The sequence below is a fragment of the uncultured Campylobacter sp. genome, from assembly GCF_938015785.1.
Lineage (GTDB): Bacteria > Campylobacterota > Campylobacteria > Campylobacterales > Campylobacteraceae > Campylobacter_B.
This window is the reverse complement of record NZ_CALLWC010000049.1, coordinates 16,437-32,856: the sequence shown is the minus strand read 5'-3', so window position 1 is coordinate 32,856 and position 16,420 is coordinate 16,437. Positions and strand designations below refer to the sequence as shown.

General features: G+C 43.0%; 18 protein-coding genes, 1 tRNA gene and 1 pseudogene. 2 read left to right on the top strand and 18 right to left on the bottom strand.

Annotation, left to right across the window (positions count from 1 at the left end; all coding sequences use genetic code 11):
- Window positions 1-419 (top strand): annotated as a pseudogene (locus Q0393_RS07275) (NAD(P)/FAD-dependent oxidoreductase); the annotation flags it as partial.
- 374 nt (window positions 420-793) lie between these two features.
- Here the strand turns inward: Q0393_RS07275 and Q0393_RS07270 are convergent.
- The 16 genes from Q0393_RS07270 to Q0393_RS07195 all read right to left on the bottom strand — a co-directional run bounded on the left by Q0393_RS07270 (window position 794) and on the right by Q0393_RS07195 (window position 11,314).
- A complete protein-coding gene (locus Q0393_RS07270; RefSeq protein ID WP_298979084.1) occupies window positions 794-1,153 on the bottom strand; it encodes a hypothetical protein in 360 nt (119 codons plus the stop codon).
- Window positions 1,154-1,259: 106 nt separating this feature from the next.
- Complete coding sequence (locus Q0393_RS07265) at window positions 1,260-1,625, bottom strand: hypothetical protein (RefSeq protein WP_298979082.1); 366 nt, start codon at window positions 1,623-1,625, stop codon at window positions 1,260-1,262.
- A gap of 34 nt (window positions 1,626-1,659) precedes the next feature.
- Window positions 1,660-2,142, bottom strand: a complete 483-nt coding sequence (locus Q0393_RS07260) for a hypothetical protein (RefSeq protein WP_298979081.1) — start codon at window positions 2,140-2,142, stop codon at window positions 1,660-1,662.
- Window positions 2,143-2,320: 178 nt separating this feature from the next.
- Window positions 2,321-2,674, bottom strand: a complete 354-nt coding sequence (locus Q0393_RS07255) for a hypothetical protein (RefSeq protein ID WP_298785875.1) — start codon at window positions 2,672-2,674, stop codon at window positions 2,321-2,323.
- Window positions 2,675-2,720: 46 nt separating this feature from the next.
- The gene (locus tag Q0393_RS07250; RefSeq protein ID WP_298979079.1) at window positions 2,721-3,248 is read right to left on the bottom strand and encodes a hypothetical protein; all 528 of its coding nucleotides are present in this window, start codon (window positions 3,246-3,248) and stop codon (window positions 2,721-2,723) included.
- Window positions 3,249-3,261: 13 nt separating this feature from the next.
- Entirely contained in the window at window positions 3,262-3,669 is a 408-nt protein-coding gene (locus Q0393_RS07245; protein WP_298979077.1) for a hypothetical protein, read from the bottom strand.
- 1 nt (window position 3,670) lies between these two features.
- Window positions 3,671-4,033 (bottom strand): hypothetical protein, encoded by a 363-nt coding sequence (locus tag Q0393_RS07240; protein WP_298979075.1) that lies wholly within the window; start codon window positions 4,031-4,033, stop codon window positions 3,671-3,673.
- A 100-nt stretch (window positions 4,034-4,133) separates the two neighbouring features.
- Complete coding sequence (locus Q0393_RS07235) at window positions 4,134-4,706, bottom strand: hypothetical protein (RefSeq protein WP_298979073.1); 573 nt, start codon at window positions 4,704-4,706, stop codon at window positions 4,134-4,136.
- A 194-nt stretch (window positions 4,707-4,900) separates the two neighbouring features.
- Window positions 4,901-5,458, bottom strand: a complete 558-nt coding sequence (locus tag Q0393_RS07230; protein ID WP_298979072.1) for a hypothetical protein — start codon at window positions 5,456-5,458, stop codon at window positions 4,901-4,903.
- Between the two features lie 82 nt (window positions 5,459-5,540).
- A complete protein-coding gene (locus tag Q0393_RS07225) occupies window positions 5,541-5,801 on the bottom strand; it encodes a hypothetical protein (RefSeq protein WP_298979071.1) in 261 nt (86 codons plus the stop codon).
- Window positions 5,802-6,019: 218 nt separating this feature from the next.
- Window positions 6,020-6,095, bottom strand: a tRNA-Val gene (locus tag Q0393_RS07220).
- A 319-nt stretch (window positions 6,096-6,414) separates the two neighbouring features.
- Entirely contained in the window at window positions 6,415-7,389 is a 975-nt protein-coding gene (locus Q0393_RS07215) for a DUF3137 domain-containing protein (protein ID WP_298979070.1), read from the bottom strand.
- A 177-nt stretch (window positions 7,390-7,566) separates the two neighbouring features.
- Window positions 7,567-8,652 (bottom strand): 1-deoxy-D-xylulose-5-phosphate reductoisomerase, encoded by a 1,086-nt coding sequence (dxr, locus tag Q0393_RS07210; RefSeq protein WP_298979069.1) that lies wholly within the window; start codon window positions 8,650-8,652, stop codon window positions 7,567-7,569.
- Window positions 8,646-9,407, bottom strand: a complete 762-nt coding sequence (locus tag Q0393_RS07205; protein WP_298979068.1) for a phosphatidate cytidylyltransferase — start codon at window positions 9,405-9,407, stop codon at window positions 8,646-8,648. The genes dxr and Q0393_RS07205 overlap by 7 nt, the downstream gene beginning before the upstream one ends.
- Before the next feature lie 45 nt (window positions 9,408-9,452).
- Window positions 9,453-10,781 (bottom strand): NFACT RNA binding domain-containing protein, encoded by a 1,329-nt coding sequence (locus Q0393_RS07200; protein ID WP_298979066.1) that lies wholly within the window; start codon window positions 10,779-10,781, stop codon window positions 9,453-9,455.
- A gap of 5 nt (window positions 10,782-10,786) precedes the next feature.
- Window positions 10,787-11,314, bottom strand: coding sequence for a nitroreductase family protein (locus Q0393_RS07195; protein ID WP_298979064.1), 528 nt, complete (start codon window positions 11,312-11,314; stop codon window positions 10,787-10,789).
- A gap of 94 nt (window positions 11,315-11,408) precedes the next feature.
- Between Q0393_RS07195 and Q0393_RS07190 the strand changes: the two genes are divergently transcribed.
- Window positions 11,409-12,674, top strand: coding sequence for a 3-isopropylmalate dehydratase large subunit (locus Q0393_RS07190; RefSeq protein ID WP_298979062.1), 1,266 nt, complete (start codon window positions 11,409-11,411; stop codon window positions 12,672-12,674).
- A gap of 201 nt (window positions 12,675-12,875) precedes the next feature.
- Here Q0393_RS07190 and Q0393_RS07185 read toward each other — a convergent pair whose 3' ends face one another.
- Together Q0393_RS07185 and ilvD are read right to left on the bottom strand one after the other, a co-directional pair.
- A complete protein-coding gene (locus Q0393_RS07185) occupies window positions 12,876-14,621 on the bottom strand; it encodes a hypothetical protein (RefSeq protein ID WP_298979060.1) in 1,746 nt (581 codons plus the stop codon).
- A gap of 55 nt (window positions 14,622-14,676) precedes the next feature.
- On the bottom strand, window positions 14,677-16,350 hold the full coding sequence (gene ilvD / locus Q0393_RS07180) for a dihydroxy-acid dehydratase (RefSeq protein ID WP_298979058.1): 1,674 nt from the start codon (window positions 16,348-16,350) through the stop codon (window positions 14,677-14,679).
- Window positions 16,351-16,420: the final 70 nt, after the last annotated feature.

The window sequence follows — 16,420 nt, the reverse complement described above, 5'->3', positions numbered from 1 at the left end:
CGAGCCTAGATGATTTTAGGATCATTTTTAGCGCGCTTTTCGGAGACGGCGCGCGCACTACGAAAAACCGCGCACCGCATGCAAGCGTGCTGTTTACCCGCACGCCGCTAGCTCACATCGGCCTTAGCGAGAGGCAGGCAAGAGAGAGTGGGCGCGAGATCAAGGTGCTAAAGCTTTCGATGGCGGCGGTGCCGGGCGCCAAGGTCGTAGCGCACGACGAGGGAATGATGAAGGCGGTCGTGGACGCGGCTAGCGGCGAAATTTTAGGCGCGGCGCTTCACTGCGTAAACGCGCACGAGATCGTTAATGAGCTGGCGATCGCCATGGCGCTGGGCGCGAAGGCGGACTTTTTCAAAAACCAAATTTTTACGCATCCTAGCATCAGCGAGGCGCTGAACGACCTTTTCGGGCAGTTTTAAATTTGAAATTTAACGGCGCTCGGACTTGGCAATGCCCGGGCGCCTTAGCTAAAATCGATCGTGGAATTTAATGCGCCGGAGCGGGTTAAATTAAACTGGGTTAAATAATTTGAGCCCTTGCCGCCCGCTTCTTTCTTGGCTACCAAAATTGGTTATAAAAAGAAATGATTGAAATAGTTAATTGATAAAATATTCGCGTTTAGGAATAGCAAGATTACAATTTATTTGGCACTCGGTAAGAGTATGTGGATAAAATTTCTTACCGCAATTTATGCAGGCAAAAACGATTTCGTCCGTCGCTTCGTTTAACATAACTCTATAATCGCTAGGCGACCATTGCGGACATTCGCACGCCAAGTCCAAATCTACGCTAACTACAAGCTATCGAATATAACCGAGTTTAATTCCTCGTAGACCAGTCTTAAGCTCTTTTGATCTTTCAGCACTCTAATTTTGTTGATCAAGCGGTATTTGTCCGATTTGATGATCTTTGCGCCAAAGAGATCCTTTGCTTTTCCGTCGCCGTAAATCGATAGCTCGGTCGGATAATCTTTAAAATTTAACTTTAAAAGTTCGTCCAAGCCGCAACCGTTGTATTCTTTCATAAGAAACAAAATTTTATTTTCCATAAACCATGTTGCTATACAGTAGCATACGTGCTCGGGATCAAGAGAACGTAAATTTAAAATTTTATTTTCCAGCGATACGCATAAATTTCTAATTTTGGGCTGCATTATTTAATCCTTTATTTCTATCTATATCGACGATCTCAACAAAATTTTAGCCATCTTTCTTTATACTTAATTTTATATTTATAATTTCACAAATTTAATACCTTTATTAATCCCCAAATATCAAATAGGCTAAATTTCTACTCAAATTCCCATACGCAACTACCCAGTATTCTCGTATGATATTTTTGATTTGCAAGTTATCGTCCAGAAAGTCGGCAAATATTTTAATTCTATCCCCGTCTACCGTGCCTAGCTCTTCATCCTCTTTCTCAAACGAAGCGACAATTAAATGCGACAGAGCAATCTTGTCGCGGAAATTTAATATCTTGTTTTCTAGTAGATTTATCATTGACGTAATTTTGCCGATGTCTGCTAATTCTAGCTCCCAATCTTGCTCATCTCCTGTCGAATCTAACCCCAAAAGCTTATTTAATTTTATTGCGCTTTCTTTTCTTACGAAATAATCGGTCATTTGTTTTCCCTCATATATGTTTTTACCGCGATACTTAGACAACTGCGCCATCTAGCAGCTTTTTGGAATTTTGCAAAGCCCATACGAAATTTTCGAGCTCTACGCAGTCTTTTAATTCAAATCCAAAATTTAACAAACCTACCGATAGGGCGTCGCCATCTTTTATGACATGCGCTATTAGATTGCCTTTATGTTCTATACTCACTTTATTCTCATATCTTGTAAATTTAAAGATATTTTTCGAGCATCTTCCGTTTCTTTTTGAAAATTTCTCAAACTGCTCCGCAAAATTCGGTGTTTGATTTCCATCTTTTAGCCATAATCCCCCAGCATATAGCGCCCATATAAGCTCGTAAAAATTGATATTATGCCGAGTCTCGGTAGCAGCGACTAAAAGCTTATTTGTTTCATGGTTGATCTGTATTAAAGGCTCTCTGTCCATATGCCAAATCTCGGCTACTACTTTTTCTCTATCCGGCACGGAGGCAATTAAAAATTCAAATTCATTTTCTATCATATTAAAATCCTATTTTTTGTTTTTTACTACCTAATTTAATTTGAATATTCTATCGTTCTAGCCCAAATCGTATTTATCCCATTCTTTTATGACATCTTGAGCTATACTTTTTACGCGGAATTCCTGCCCTACTAAAATAAGCATCTATTTTCTCCATAATTCTATTAAATCATCATATCTAAATCAAATTCCTATCCATATCAAATATTTTGGGATAGTTTTTGTAGTTGATTTCGATGTAGTCGCCTTTTTTAAATTTTGTAGCTCGCGTCGATAAAACCTCTAAAACTACAAATTCAAATCCAAAAAATAGCTCATCCCATCCCTCTTCTCCTTCTTCGAGACCTGGATCGCAGCATCCTTCAAAATCGTCATAAAATCTGACTTTGTATATATTATTTTCATCAAACTCAATGATAAACTCTCTTTTATTTAGTTCATATATATTTCTCGCCAAATTTTTCATAATATCGCGTTCGTTATCCGAAAATCTTAACAAAAAATTCTCGTAAATTTCCTTTCCGCTTAGCATTGTGCTCCTTTCTATGGTTTAGCAAAGATTTGTCCGCTTGAGCCTTTTAATCGGCTTCTTGGCTATTGTATTTCGCACTCTCGATCTTTGCAAGCGTTAATTTCGCTAAAGTATTGATAAACTTAGCGATGCAATATTTATTATCGCATGTAATCACGCTTTGGCGCCCATCTACTTTCATTGCATTGGAGCAATTCGGGCACATTACATAGCCTTCGCCTAAATCAACGCCAATCGGAAAATCTAGCCCTCTCTGCTCTTTCAAAAATCTAAAAAATTCCTCTTTTGAAATTTTGATATTAGAAAATAATCGAAAAATTTCTTCTGCCTTTTGCCTTATCTCGCCTTCTTTAAAAAATACGTTAGGAGCCTTTTTAAAATCTTCATCAAACTCAGAAAATCTACCCGTCATCATATCCAATTCTTTTAATGCCTGCTCTTCCGCTTTATTGGTTGCGCAATATTGCGATTCCAAATCATACATCTTATAAAATTCATCGCAAAACAACTCTATATCGCACCAATCGTATAGAAATCCAGCTATTAAATAATACAATTCTTCATTTTGCTGCATATTTCACCTCATTTTAAATTTTATCGCCATTTTTATTATTTATGGCTTTTAGAATTTCGCACAGTAGCTCGTTTTCGGCAGCATTTTTCTCATCCAATATTGATACGCCCATAGTTGTTGGAGTTATCTTAGATAAAAATAGATTTACAAGCTCTGTTTTTTCATCGATTCCGTATGACAATGTAACGATATCCAATAAATCGTGCCGCTCTATAAAACTATCAAAGATATCTTCTAATTGCGACGCTTTCTCTGCGTAGAAGAATATCCACTTGACGCCTATAAGAAAATCCGTTGCGATATTGCTAAAGATATCTATCTTATCCATAAAGTGCGATCCGATAAGCAAATATATATCCGAGCTGCTTTTAGGTAAAGAGTTAAGCTCATAAATAGAACCGATATTTTTGTAATTTATCATTTTATTTCTCACTTCCTTGCTTTTTTATCGTCTTTAACCACTCTTTTTCAAATTTATAATATCTTTCAAGCTTTTTATTCTTTTCTGCTTGATTCCACTTTTCTATCTCGGCATAATCTTGCAGCTCGCCTCCGCACTTAGGGCAAACGCTCCTATCTTTAACGTCCGAGAAATTATAAAATTTAAAACACCCTTTGCAGCGCATAAATTTAGGATAATACTTTACGCTTTTTTCGGGGCGAAATGCGAGATACGCAAAGAAAGCGCACGCTGCAAAGCATACAATTCCTATGATGATACGCAGATACGCGCTATTAAATTTTACCGATGCCATAAAGCCTGGCTTTATATCGACTTTTCCCAATAAAGCGGCCGTCAGCCCCCATGCGAAAAAAGCAAAAAAGCCGATTAATGCAAAAATTCTATTTAGCATTTTATATATTCCTCGTATAACAAATCGAATTTCATCGCTTTTTAAATTTACGCTTTTTGATCTTCGGAGTTTTAGCGCTTTGCTCAGAGGCGTTTCTTTTCCGGTAGTCGCCGTCATTATACTCCGTAAGTTTTTTGCCGCAGTCCGGGCAAATTTGATCGGTATCTTTGATGTCCTCGTATCGGTAAAATTTGCCGCAGTCTGCACACCACATATATTGCGGATATCTTTTTATGCTCTTCTCAGAATGGAAGGCGAGGTAAAAAAACGAGATACTAATAAGTAAAACCAAAAATCCCGAGATAAGAAAAGGATATCCGATTTTACTTTGTATTCCTGCGGGATCTTGCGTTGTAAAAATTTCTATAGATATTATTAAAAGGCTTAAACCTATCAAGGCATTAATCACTCTACCTATTTTTTTGTTTATGAAAATTCCTGCAGAAACAAACAATAAGCCGATGATAAAAATCTTGATAATATAGACCGGTTCAACTGCGCTCCAGCCCCCGTATTTAAAATACATCTTTCCGCTAAAGCAGCCAAGAATGCTTTCAAATACAAAAAATGCGCCCAAAAGTATTAAACCTATCCTAGTGCTCATTTTTTATTCCTATGGCTTTTTTGAGATAGTTGCCATCATGCCGATACAACAGGAGCCGATTCTATCTGACATTTTGCTGCTCCTTTTCGTTACGATCTGCTTCATTCATCGTGTTTTGCGCCATACCGTCCAATCCTTAACTTAAATTTGGGCTTTATGGAGATAAATTTCTATTCTTGATCGTTTTAAATTCCTCATATAACAAACCTGCAATATTGCAAAATCAACGTATAATCTTCGCTATAAAATTTTACCCTATTTTTTCTATTGTAGATACTCATGCTTAGCAGGTATTTAGCGAAATTTATGTAGTCCTTCGTACTAGGGAAATAAAATGTAACGCTTTGGTAGAATGTTTTAAAATCCAATTTAAATTTATACCTGTCCATATCGTCCGCTATGCAGCACTCCACTTCGTCTATTTTAATAAATTCCTTTATATCTATACATAGTTGAGCGCTATTTTTTGCAAATCGCGCTCCTCCCACCCAATATTCATAAGGGAAAAACTCTAGGTATGAGACCCTTTCATTATACGATGATGTTAAAATGTTTTTTGCGAAATAATACATAGCCAAATTCGTAGTAAAACCCAATACCACAAGCTTTTTGTTCTCTAGAATTTTAATATCTAATTTATGATACTCATGCCCCATAAGTTCGTCATCGATAGTTAGAGGATCGTCTTTTATATAAATTTTATTCGGTAGCACTGATTTATTCTCCTTTTTGCGCACTATACCGTTATTCATCGAGCGCCGTCAAATATAATCCCATCCCCTTTGATTGCGGGGTATAATAGCTCTTTTCCATCTACATTGATGCTGTTTGTGTTCATATTTTCTCCAATATAAGTTCCGCCGAGCCATTCTCAAGCGAATTATACTCATCCAGATGTATATGCGAATGTTTCGGCACGGAATCTTGCGCTAAAGTAAGCAAATGCCTGGCAAGAGATATAAGTCCGCTTTTATTCGCCCTTATAGTAACTTCGTTTCCTGGAGCATTAACGGAGATCGCGAAGTCCTTTTCCCATTGTAGCCGCAGCCCCTTTTCTGTGCAGTAATCTAATGTTTTTATAACATACTGTCCCATATAGCGCCGATACTCCTTTCTAAATTTAATCGGTTACCGAATAAAATTTACCTCATCCATCGACCAATCGATCTCATAGTATTTCGGGAAAAATTATATCTAAAATAAAAATGAAGGGGGTCGGAATAACTAAATTTAAGACAGATGGTGCGCGCGAAAATGAAGTGATTAAAATTTGAACAACTTAAGTCCCGATTGAAACTTAAAAATAGCTTAAATGGTGGTCCCGATTGGACTCGAACCAACGACTTCCACCATGTCAAGGTGACACTCTACCAACTGAGTTACGGGGCCAAAAAGAAATGGCAGTATATCAAAAAAATCTCTCAATAGCAAGCAAATTTTAATTTTTCGTAAAATTCCGCCGAAATTCTATACAAGATTTCGCCGCGACGTAAAACGCCGTCGAAATTCTACGCGAAATTTCACCATCATGCCAAAGCTCCGCGTGAAATTTTATCGCGCTCGCGCAGCACTCGCGTGTTTTGCCCCAGCCTATTCTGCCCCGCTTTGTTTTATCTAGTCGCTTTGCTTCACCCCGCCTCGTTTCATCTACTCGCCTTGCCTTGCCCTGTCTTATTTTGCTCGCTTGCCCTCTCTGCCTTGTGCCTGGCTAAGACATCCAAATTTTTTCATTCAACTTTAGAATTTTTACGATTTGCAGCATCGCGTCCAGATCCGCCTTGATATCCTTTGCGATGCGGGCATTGAGTATCGGCTGATCCAAGCTCGGCTCGAAACTATCGGCGCCGCGAGCTATCGCGATATAAATTTTATTTTGCTTGAAACTCAGCGAGATATCCGATTTCACGAGCTGTTTAAGAGATAAAATTTTCTCCATCAGCGCGGGCGTCAGGACATACATAGCCGCCACCGTATCGCTTGCGTAAACCGAGAAATTTGCATTGAAATCCGCATTATCTATCGGGATTTTGCGGTCGCCCCATAGCTTGCGCGGCAGCCCTGAAGGCGGTAAATCTATGCCTGCGGGCGCCGCCGCGTCCGAGAAAACAAAAACGTCGGAGCAGATTTTTTTATTAAAATTTGCCACGAAAAAGGGTCCTTCGAAAAATGTGGCGTAATTATTTTTAAAAATAAATGGAATTCCCGCACCGATGTCCTTTTCCAGCCTTATGTCGCAAAACATAAAATCCACGCCGTCCACGTTCGCGCAAACCAGATCATCCGCGCGAAATCTATCAAATCCGTCAAATATCTCGCTCTGCCTCACCTCTTTTTCCTGAAAAAGCGCGCCCATTTTATACGAAAAGCCCAGACTTTCGATATAAGGCTTGAGATAAAGCTCTTTGTAGCGCATCAAAAATCGCTCGGTTTTGCGCTCGAAAATCCACTCGTAAAATTCATCTCTCGTACTGATTATTGCTAAAATAGACGCGACTAAAAAGGATAAACTTTCTACGCCGAGATCGAGTTTGGGAAAATCGAGAAAGATGATTATCAATGCGAGCGCAAGCATCGGGCCGAAAACCACGAACGCTACGAGATAACTTAAAATTTTCCAAAACTTGCGACTTTTCTTAAGCCGTTTGCGCTGCTTTTCTAAATCTATTACGGTTTTAATATCCACGCCCAACCTCTAATTATTAAATTTAATGGCGCAACCTTGCGGCACAGCGTAAATCTGCGCCCGATACGGCATATGCCGCTTGGATGTCGCAAATTTTACGGCTCCTTGCGCGAGCCGCGCGCAGTGAAATTTGCCGCCAAGCTCAAATTGCAGCATAAATTCCGTGATTAAAAAAACTTATTTCAGCAGTTCGTTTGCATACGCTCGCACGCTCGCATCCACCGCTACAAGCGCTTCCGCGTCCGTTACGCTAGGCGAGTTAAATTTCTCCGCGCACTTTAGCACCACGCGCGCAATGTCGGTGAAGCGGCACTGCTGCTGCAAAAACGCATTTACGCCCGCTTCGTTTGCGGCATTGATGACGACGCCGAGATCGGGGTTTGCTAACAGCGCGTCTTTGAGGGTAAAAATTTGAAATTTCATCTCGTCGATCGGTTTAAATTCTATCGGTCGCAGGGCGCACAGATCCACGGGTGCAGTGATCTGCTCCCGTACGTCGCCACTAAACATCGCGTGCGCGATGGCTAGGCGCATATCGGCTCTGCTAATATGCGCCGTCGTAGAGCCGTCTGCGAATTCGACCAGCGCGTGGATCTGCGAGGTGCGCTCGATAAGTGCATCGATCTCGCGCATGCCGTAGAGCCAAAACGCCTCGATCACCTCAAAGAGCTTATTCGCCATCGTGGCGCTGTCGATCGTGATCTTCGCGCCCATCTTCCAGTTGGGGTGCTTGAGGGCGTTTTGCGGAGTAAGCGAACCGAGCTGCGTTAGCGGCACGTCGTAAAACGCGCCGCCGCTAGCCGTGATGATTAGGCGCGAAACGGGGATTTTGGCATTGCTAAGCAAAAATTTCAGTCCAAAATGCTCGCTGTCGATCGGGTAAATTTTATCCATTTGCAGAAATTTCCCGCCGACGACCAGGCTTTCTTTGTTGGCTAGACAGAGCCTTTTGCCGAGCTCTTGGGTTTTTAGGCTGGGCATCATGCCCGCAAAGCCTACGAGAGCGTTTACCACGGTCGTGCTTTTGCACTCCGCAAGCATCTGCAAAATTCCATCCGCGCCGCAAAATACGCGCTCGTGATCTACTTCGCTTTTCTGCTGCGCATCCGCGATACAGACGAGCTTTGGGTGAAATTTTGCGATCTGTTCGTTCAGAAGCTTAATATTACGCCCGCAGCTAAGTGCTTCGATCATACTGCCGCTGCGCGCGGCTACGTCTAGAGTGTTTGTGCCGATAGAGCCCGTAGAGCCTAAAACTACCATGAATAGACTATCGCCATCGCGATCGCGCCGAACATATAGCCGTCGATGCGGTCTAAGATCCCGCCGTGTCCAGGAAAGAGCGCGCCGCTATCTTTAAGACCCGCCGCGCGCTTTAGATAGCTTTCAAAAAGATCGCCCAGCACGCTAAAGATGACAATCACGATGGTTTTGCTTAAAATTTCAAGCGACGGCAGATTGGTAAAGATACGCGCATAAAGGAAGCTTACTATGAGCGCAAGCGCAAGACCGCCCAGTACGCCCTCTACGGTTTTATTCGGCGAGCTAGCGCTTAGCGGAGTTTTACCGAAAGCTCTGCCGATAAAATACGCGCCGCTGTCGCTTGCAACGACGATAAAAATCAGCCAAACGAAGTGAAAGACCCCCAAATCATCATAAACTGCCCACATCAAAAAGATCGGCGTAATGGGGTAGATGAAAGGAAGCGCGATCTTTAGGCTAGGGCCCTTGGTAAAGGCCACGATCGAAGCGACGCATAGGATCGCTAGGATGCTAACTTTGAGCGCCGAGACGAAGGGCTCATCGGTCTGCGTAAACGGCAGCAGCGCGAAAAATGCAAGCGCGAGTGCCAGCCACTTCTTGCCCTCATCCTCCAGCATCCAAAGCTTCAGGCTTTCGTAAAACGCAAATACAAGTATCAGCGCAAATACGGCGAAATTTAGCCACCTGGCGTTTATTAGAATTAGAGCTAAAAATACGGCGAGTAAAATTCCTGCCGTGATGATTCTTTGCTTCATAAAATTTCCTTAAAATTTGTTTTGTGAATTATACATCAAGCTCGCTTATTGCGGCTTTAAAACGCTGATCGTTTTGAAATTTATGTAGTTTACGAAGGCGCCTTCGTTGATCTTTACGTTTCGGCGCTTGGTGTAATCGACGAGATATTTTCCGCTCTCTTTGACGCTGAAATTTACGCAAATTTTAGCGGCCATCTGCACCGCCTCCTCGCTTAGGTTCTGCTTGTTCGTCTTTACGATTACGTGCGCGCTAGGAATGTCTTTGAGATGAAACCAAAAGTCCTCCTTGCCGCTGTTTTTAAGCAGGCGGATGTTACCGCGCTCGTTTTTGCCGACGCTGATTTTAAAATCGCCCAGATAGAAGTTCTGCACGTCCTGTTCGCCCTCGCCCTCCTTGCGCCGCTCCTGCACGATACGTTTGCGCGGAAGCAAAATTTCAAGCTCCTGCTCGCTTTGCGCGTTTTGGATCAGCTCGCACAGGCTTTCGTAAAATTCCAGCTTGCTTTTTAGATTTTGCTCCTCCAGATGCAAATTTGCGCTTTTGTTTCGCAGCCTTTTTGCTTCGGCGTACAGCTGCGAGAGCGCGATTTTAGGCGGATCTTGTATATCAAACTCCACCCGCTCGCCGGTGCGCGAAATGAGCGAAATGTGCCTTTCGTAGTCTTTGATTTTGTATAAATTTTCTTTCAGCAGATCGGCGCGCAGGCTAAAAAGCTCGGCCTGTCTCAAAAGCTCGGCCGCGCTTGGAAGCTCCTTTAGGCTCTGGCTTAAAGCCTCCGTTTTTTTCTCGATGCGAGCGAGCTTTACGTTTCTTAGCGAGGTGATCTTGCGCTCGTTTAAGCTTTTAAATTCCGCTTCAAAAAAGGCGCTAAAATCCTCTATGCGCGCCGCCTTTTGCTCTTTTATCTCGCGCGGAGGCAGCGGGATCAGCTTTTTGCCGACGCGAATGCTTCTAAAATCGTTATCGAAGTGGCGCAGCGCCTCCAAAATAACCCCCGCCTCATCCGTGATAATGACGTTCGTAAAGCGCCCGGTAAATTCGAAATGGATCTCCGAGACGAGCCTTTTATAGCCCGCGCTAAGCTCGGCACGAAGAGATAAAATTCTATTATTTTGCGGCACGGCGATCTTTAAAATTTTACTTTTCACAAAGCGCTTGGCGAGTACCACGTCAAAGGGTGCCTTGTAGGTTTTGCTCTCCACGAAGGCGGCGTTTTTGTGGATATTGGAGCTCGTTTTGTCCATGTCGAAAAACAGCGTCTCGTCGCCGTCGAAGCAAATTTTAAAAAGATTATCGCCCGTGCGCTTTATGTGCGAGATAAATTTTTTGCTTTGCAGATACTCGCAAATTTGAATTAAGCTTTGGTACTTCATACGCGTTAAAATTTCTCTTTATGGATTTTGGCTAAATTTAGCTTTTGCAGATCGTGCGGGCTCGGGCGCTGTTGCGGTACGCCGAGGGCCAGTATCGCTTCTACTTTGAAATTTAGCGGAAAGCCCAGCGCCTCGCGCAAAAACTCCTCGCTGCTGCGTCCGTCCGCAGCGGCACGCAGCCTTACCTGCACCCAACAGCTGCCGAGATTTAGCGCGCTTGCGGCAAGGTGCATGTAACCTAGCGCTACCGAGCAGTCCTCGATCCAGACGTCCTGCTTCTGCGTATCTGCGATCACTACGATCGCGGTTGTGGCCTGTTTTAGCATATCTGCTCCGCCTGTGCGGCATGCGCTTAGCCGCTCAAGCATCCGTTTGTCGCGCACGAGGATGAACTCCCACGGACGCAGCGCGCGACCTGAGGGCGCAAGCAGGCCCGCTTTTAAAATTTTATCCAGCGCCTCGTTCTCAAGCAGCGCATCCGCATATTTTCTTACGCTTCTGCGGTTTGCAAAAATATCTAAAATTTCCATCATCTCGCTCCTTGCGGCTCAATTATACATAAAATTGCAAAAATTTATGATTTTTTAGCTAAAATCGCGCAAATTTAACCGACACGAAGGAGATTTTATGAAGCAAACGATCACGGAGAAAATTTTTAGCGAGCACGTGGGCGAGGCGGTTTTTGCAGGACAAATCATCGAAAGCGCCATCGATATGGTCATCGGCAACGACATCACGACGCCGATTTCGATCAAGCAGTTCGAGCTTAGCGGCGCGAAAAAGCTCGCCAACCCGGACGGCTTTGCGATCGTGATGGATCACTACATCCCCACAAAGGATATTTTAAGCGCAAACCAAGCTAAAATTTCACGCGAGTTTGCTTATAAGCACGATTTGAAAAATTATTTCGACGAAAAGGATATGGGTATCGAGCACGCGCTGATGCCTGAAAAAGGACTCGTAGTGCCCGGCGATGTCATCATCGGCGCGGACAGTCACACCTGTACCCACGGCGCGCTAGGGGCTTTTGCGACCGGTATGGGCAGCACCGATCTTGCTTTTGCGATGATAACGGGCAAGAATTGGTTTAAAGTGCCGCCTACGATCAAAGTAATTTTTCACGGCAAGCCCGCGCCGCACATCTATGGCAAGGATCTGATTTTAGAAGTGATCCGCCTCATCGGCGTGGACGGCGCGCGCTATAAGGCGCTGGAGTTCTGCGGCGACGCGCTTAAGCACCTGGATATGGATAGCAGATTTTCGCTTTGCAATATGGCGATCGAAGCGGGCGGCAAGAGTGGCATAGTCGCGGTCGATGAGATCACGAAGAAATTTTTGGCGGATAAAAATTTGCGCGCCGAGCCGAAATTCCACTACTCCGACGAGGGCGCGAACTATGAGCAAATTTTAGAGATTGACGTGAGCAAGCTTGATCCGGTGATTGCGTATCCGTTTCTGCCTAGCAATGGCAAGAGCGTGCGCGAGGCGGTGCGCGATGACATCGCCGTCGATCAGGTCTTTATCGGCAGCTGCACCAACGGCAGGCTCTCCGATCTACGGATCGCGGCGCAAATTTTAAAAGGTCGCAAGGTCGCGCGCAAAACCCGCCTCATCATCACGCCTGCGACGCAAAAGATCGCTCTGGCCGCGCAAAAAGAGGGACTGTGGGATATTTTCGTCGAAGCGGGTGCGGTCGTGAGCAACCCGACCTGCGGCGCGTGCCTGGGCGGATATATGGGGATTTTGGGCGTGGGCGAGCGCTGCGTAAGCACGACTAATCGAAATTTCGTCGGTCGCATGGGCGATAGAACGAGCGAAGTATATCTGGCAAACTCAGCCGTAGCTGCAGCTAGCGCCGTCGCAGGCAAGATCGCCGATCCGAGGGATTTGTAGGTTTTAAAATTTAAATTTAGCCGCGTAAGACAAATCCTCCGCTTTGCGCGGTTTGAAAAATCTGCGGATCTGCTCATTTTGTGTTTATCGTAAAATTTAAAGCGTCCATACATTTAAGATAGCTGTTAGATTATTTCAGAAATTTTGTAGCCAAATCACTATAAATTTGGATAATGTACCTTGTTTTAGGCAAGATAACGCTCAATTTAATATATTTTCTTTTCTTACCGGAAACTCTATAAAATATTTACCATTTTCATCTTGTATAATATTTTCCATATCTTTATGATAATGCTTTATGGTTATGTTACCCTCCTTGTCATTATGGATATAGCAAGAAGCAGTAGAGTTATACTTGCATTCTTTTACTTTAAAAATTTTAAACATTTTCTGTGAAATATCAGTCAAATTTTCATCTTGATAGCGTATGACGCGCTCTTTTGTTATATTAAATTCATCTTTTGGTACTTGGGCTTTAAAAAAATATTGCTCATCAAATTTGACCTTTACTATGAGGCTATTTATTGCTGTTTTATTATCATCACTTAATTTTAAATTTTTGCAAGTATCATTATAGTCTTGAAAACATAGCGGGATTTTATCCAATTTCTCGCTTTCGATAAATTCATTTTTTACTATGAAATTGGCTTTATAGTTCGCAAGCTTGATCATTCTTACAAAATCGGGACTTAAAAGATAAATTGGACCTAACCCAATAAAGAAAGAAAGCCAAAAAACTGTTTTATAATCAAAGTATTTTGAAAAAGCAGCTATTCTAGTAACAAGAATAATTAGAAAAAAACACAAAAATACTGGTAGTACTATATCTTTATATCCAAAATAAACTATTACTATGAGAAGAAAGTCAAAAAGAGGATGTAAAAATATAAATAAATTTACATCATCTTTAAATTTTCCGGTTTTAAACATAGATAAAATAAAATATGATATAGATGCTATAAAATAAACAACTAGAATAGTGCCGAAATTATTAAGTATAAGATTTAAATATTTACTAAAAAATTTAATTTCATATAGAAATGGAATAGTAAGAATTGCAAATAAGTAAATTTGTGTAATTATAAAATATCTATTTATCCATTTTTCATTAGTTTTGACATTAAAAATAAAATAGCTACCTATAAAAGAAAGTAAACCTACCGTAACAACATACGCTAATCCTAAAATACCAATAAAAAGCAATAACGGAATTATTTCATTAACATTAATCTGCGGTGGTATTCCAATTTTAAAAAAGTAAGGCAAACAAAATACCCCTCCAATAAAAACAACCATCCAAAATAATAAAACTGTATGTCTCGTAGCAATAGAAAACAAATTAAGAAAATTAAAATACATAGAATTTTTCATATGTCTTATATATGATTGCATAATGCTTACATCTTCAAGTATATTGCTAAGATTGTTATAAACAGCATACAATACATTCTCTTTTTCAAAAAATTCATAATTCAGATTTTTTTGTTCCTTTATATTTCTACTTTTTATGTACCTTTCGATAATTTCTTTCTCTTCTTTTAATATTTTAATCGATTTAATATACCTTATGATAGTGGTTCTAAATGCAGTTCTACTGGCTGAGTAAATATTATCTTGCTTCAAAACCAACAAATATTGTTCTATTTCATTAATAAGACCGCGGGTCGTATCAGATAAAATTTTAAAATCATCTTGTTTTATAAATTTTTGTAGAAAATTGATGGCTTCATCGGTTCTATTCATGCGCTTGGCATATTCAGATTTAAATATAGCTATTATATATTTTTCCGTACTAGAAAAATTTGAATTTTTTAATTTGTCAAGAGTTCTACTAATTTTCCAAATACATGACTTATTATTATAGACATTAGCAAGCGCCTCATGTATATTTTCTATTTCAGTCTCTACTTGCTCTAAATCCTTATAGGTAAAATTTCTCTCAGACAAAAAAATCATTCCTTATTTAAATTTTTAAAACTACGATACCTACCGATTTTAAATTCTACGCCTCCAAAATCGCTCCGTTGCTAGCGTTCGTTACCAGCTTGCGGTACATTCGCAGCCAGCGGTACGGCAGCGGTTTTTCAATCGGTTTAAATTTCGCCCTGCGCGCGGCGATCTGCTCTTCGCTTAGGCGCACGTTGATCGCGTATGTATCCACGTCGATGTCGATGATGTCGCCGTCTTGCAGCAGTCCGATCATACCGCCCTCGGCAGCTTCGGGGCTCACGTGCCCGACGCTTAGCCCCCTCGTCGCGCCGCTAAATCTGCCGTCCGTGATGAGAGCGACGTCAGCACCTAGCCCTCGCCCCATGATTAGGCTCGTTGGGCTTAGCATCTCCTGCATGCCCGGGCCTCCGCGCGGCCCTTCGTAGCGGATGACGACCACGTCGCCTTTGTTTACCTTGCCGCTTGAGATGCCCTCTATCGCCTCGTCTTGGCTGTTAAAGCAGACCGCCTTGCCGCTAAATTTGCGCTCGCCGATGATGCCCGCGGTCTTGATGACGCAGCCCTGCTCGGCTAAATTTCCAAACAAAACCGCCAGCCCGCCGACCTGCGAGTAGGCGTTTTCGACCTTACGGATAACAGATTCGTCTTTTATGGCGCTAGCTCCGACGCGCTCGCCTAGGCTTTCGCCGCTTATCGTTAGCGCGTCTAGCCCCAGCAGCCCGTTGTCGCGGCGTGAAATTTCATTTATCACGGCGCTTAGGCCGCCCGCGCGGTCGATGTCCTCCATATGCACGTTTGGCAGGCTAGGGCTAATTTTGGCGATATGCGCGATCTTGCGGCTGATCTCGTTGAGTCCCGCGATCTGTAAATTTACCCCCGCTTCGCGCGCGATAGCCAGGATATGCAGCACGGTGTTGCTGCTGCCGCCCATCGCCATATCGACGACTAGGGCGTTTTGGATCGATTTTTCGTTCACGACGTTGCGGATTTTGTATTTTTCATCTAGCGCTATCTCGCAGATGCGGCGTCCAGCCTGCCTGATAAGCTCTTCGCGCTCAGGCGTAAGCGCAGGCACGGTGCCGTTGCCTTTTAGCGCGACACCCATCGCCTCGCACAGCGTATTCATCGAGTTTGCCGTAAACATCCCCGAGCAGCTGCCTCCGCTCGGACAGGCGGCGCACTCGATCTCTTTTAGCTCCTCGGCGCTGATCTCTTTGGTTTCAAATTTACCCACCGCCTCAAACGCCGTAGATAGGTCGATCGGCTCGCCTTTTTTGGTGTAGCCCTTTTTCATCGGGCCGCCGCTAACAAAAACCGTAGGCACGTTCACGCGAAGCGCGCCCATAAGCATGCCTGGTACGATTTTATCGCAGTTTGGCATGCACACGAGCGCGTCTAGCGCGTGCGCGTTCATCACCGTTTCTATGGAGTTTGCGATCAGCTCGCGGCTAGGCAAGCTATATAGCATCCCGCTGTGCCCCATCGCGATGCCGTCGTCCACACCGATGCAGTTAAACTCAAAGGGCACGCAGCCGTTTTTGCGGATCTCGTTTTTTAAAATTTCGGAGTATTTGTTGAGAAAAAAGTGCCCCGGGATGATCTCGATGAAGCTGTTTGCCACGCCGATGAAGGGTTTTTCAAAGTCCTCGTCTTTTAGCCCGGTCGCTCTTAGCAGGCTTCTGTGCGGCGCACGCGTATAGCCTTTTTTGATGATGTCGCTTCTCATTTTATGTCCTTGGATTGAAATTTTCTCCATTTTAGCATAAAATTTTATCGCTGCGGGGCGTTTTAAATTT

Bases quoted from the DNA above. Each gene is read 5' to 3' on its own strand.
- Q0393_RS07270 (WP_298979084.1), bottom strand. From the start codon at position 1,153: ATGCAGCCCAAAATTAGAAATTTATGCGTATCGCTGGAAAATAAAATT.
- Q0393_RS07265 (WP_298979082.1), bottom strand. From the start codon at position 1,625: ATGACCGATTATTTCGTAAGAAAAGAAAGCGCAATAAAATTAAATAAG.
- Q0393_RS07260 (WP_298979081.1), bottom strand. From the start codon at position 2,142: ATGATAGAAAATGAATTTGAATTTTTAATTGCCTCCGTGCCGGATAGA.
- Q0393_RS07255 (WP_298785875.1), bottom strand. From the start codon at position 2,674: ATGCTAAGCGGAAAGGAAATTTACGAGAATTTTTTGTTAAGATTTTCG.
- Q0393_RS07250 (WP_298979079.1), bottom strand. From the start codon at position 3,248: ATGCAGCAAAATGAAGAATTGTATTATTTAATAGCTGGATTTCTATAC.
- Q0393_RS07245 (WP_298979077.1), bottom strand. From the start codon at position 3,669: ATGATAAATTACAAAAATATCGGTTCTATTTATGAGCTTAACTCTTTA.
- Q0393_RS07235 (WP_298979073.1), bottom strand. From the start codon at position 4,706: ATGAGCACTAGGATAGGTTTAATACTTTTGGGCGCATTTTTTGTATTT.
- Q0393_RS07230 (WP_298979072.1), bottom strand. From the start codon at position 5,458: ATGAATAACGGTATAGTGCGCAAAAAGGAGAATAAATCAGTGCTACCG.
- Q0393_RS07225 (WP_298979071.1), bottom strand. From the start codon at position 5,801: ATGGGACAGTATGTTATAAAAACATTAGATTACTGCACAGAAAAGGGG.
- dxr (WP_298979069.1), bottom strand. From the start codon at position 8,652: ATGGTAGTTTTAGGCTCTACGGGCTCTATCGGCACAAACACTCTAGAC.
- Q0393_RS07205 (WP_298979068.1), bottom strand. From the start codon at position 9,407: ATGAAGCAAAGAATCATCACGGCAGGAATTTTACTCGCCGTATTTTTA.
- Q0393_RS07200 (WP_298979066.1), bottom strand. From the start codon at position 10,781: ATGAAGTACCAAAGCTTAATTCAAATTTGCGAGTATCTGCAAAGCAAA.
- Q0393_RS07195 (WP_298979064.1), bottom strand. From the start codon at position 11,314: ATGATGGAAATTTTAGATATTTTTGCAAACCGCAGAAGCGTAAGAAAA.
- Q0393_RS07190 (WP_298979062.1), top strand. From the start codon at position 11,409: ATGAAGCAAACGATCACGGAGAAAATTTTTAGCGAGCACGTGGGCGAG.
- ilvD (WP_298979058.1), bottom strand. From the start codon at position 16,350: ATGAGAAGCGACATCATCAAAAAAGGCTATACGCGTGCGCCGCACAGA.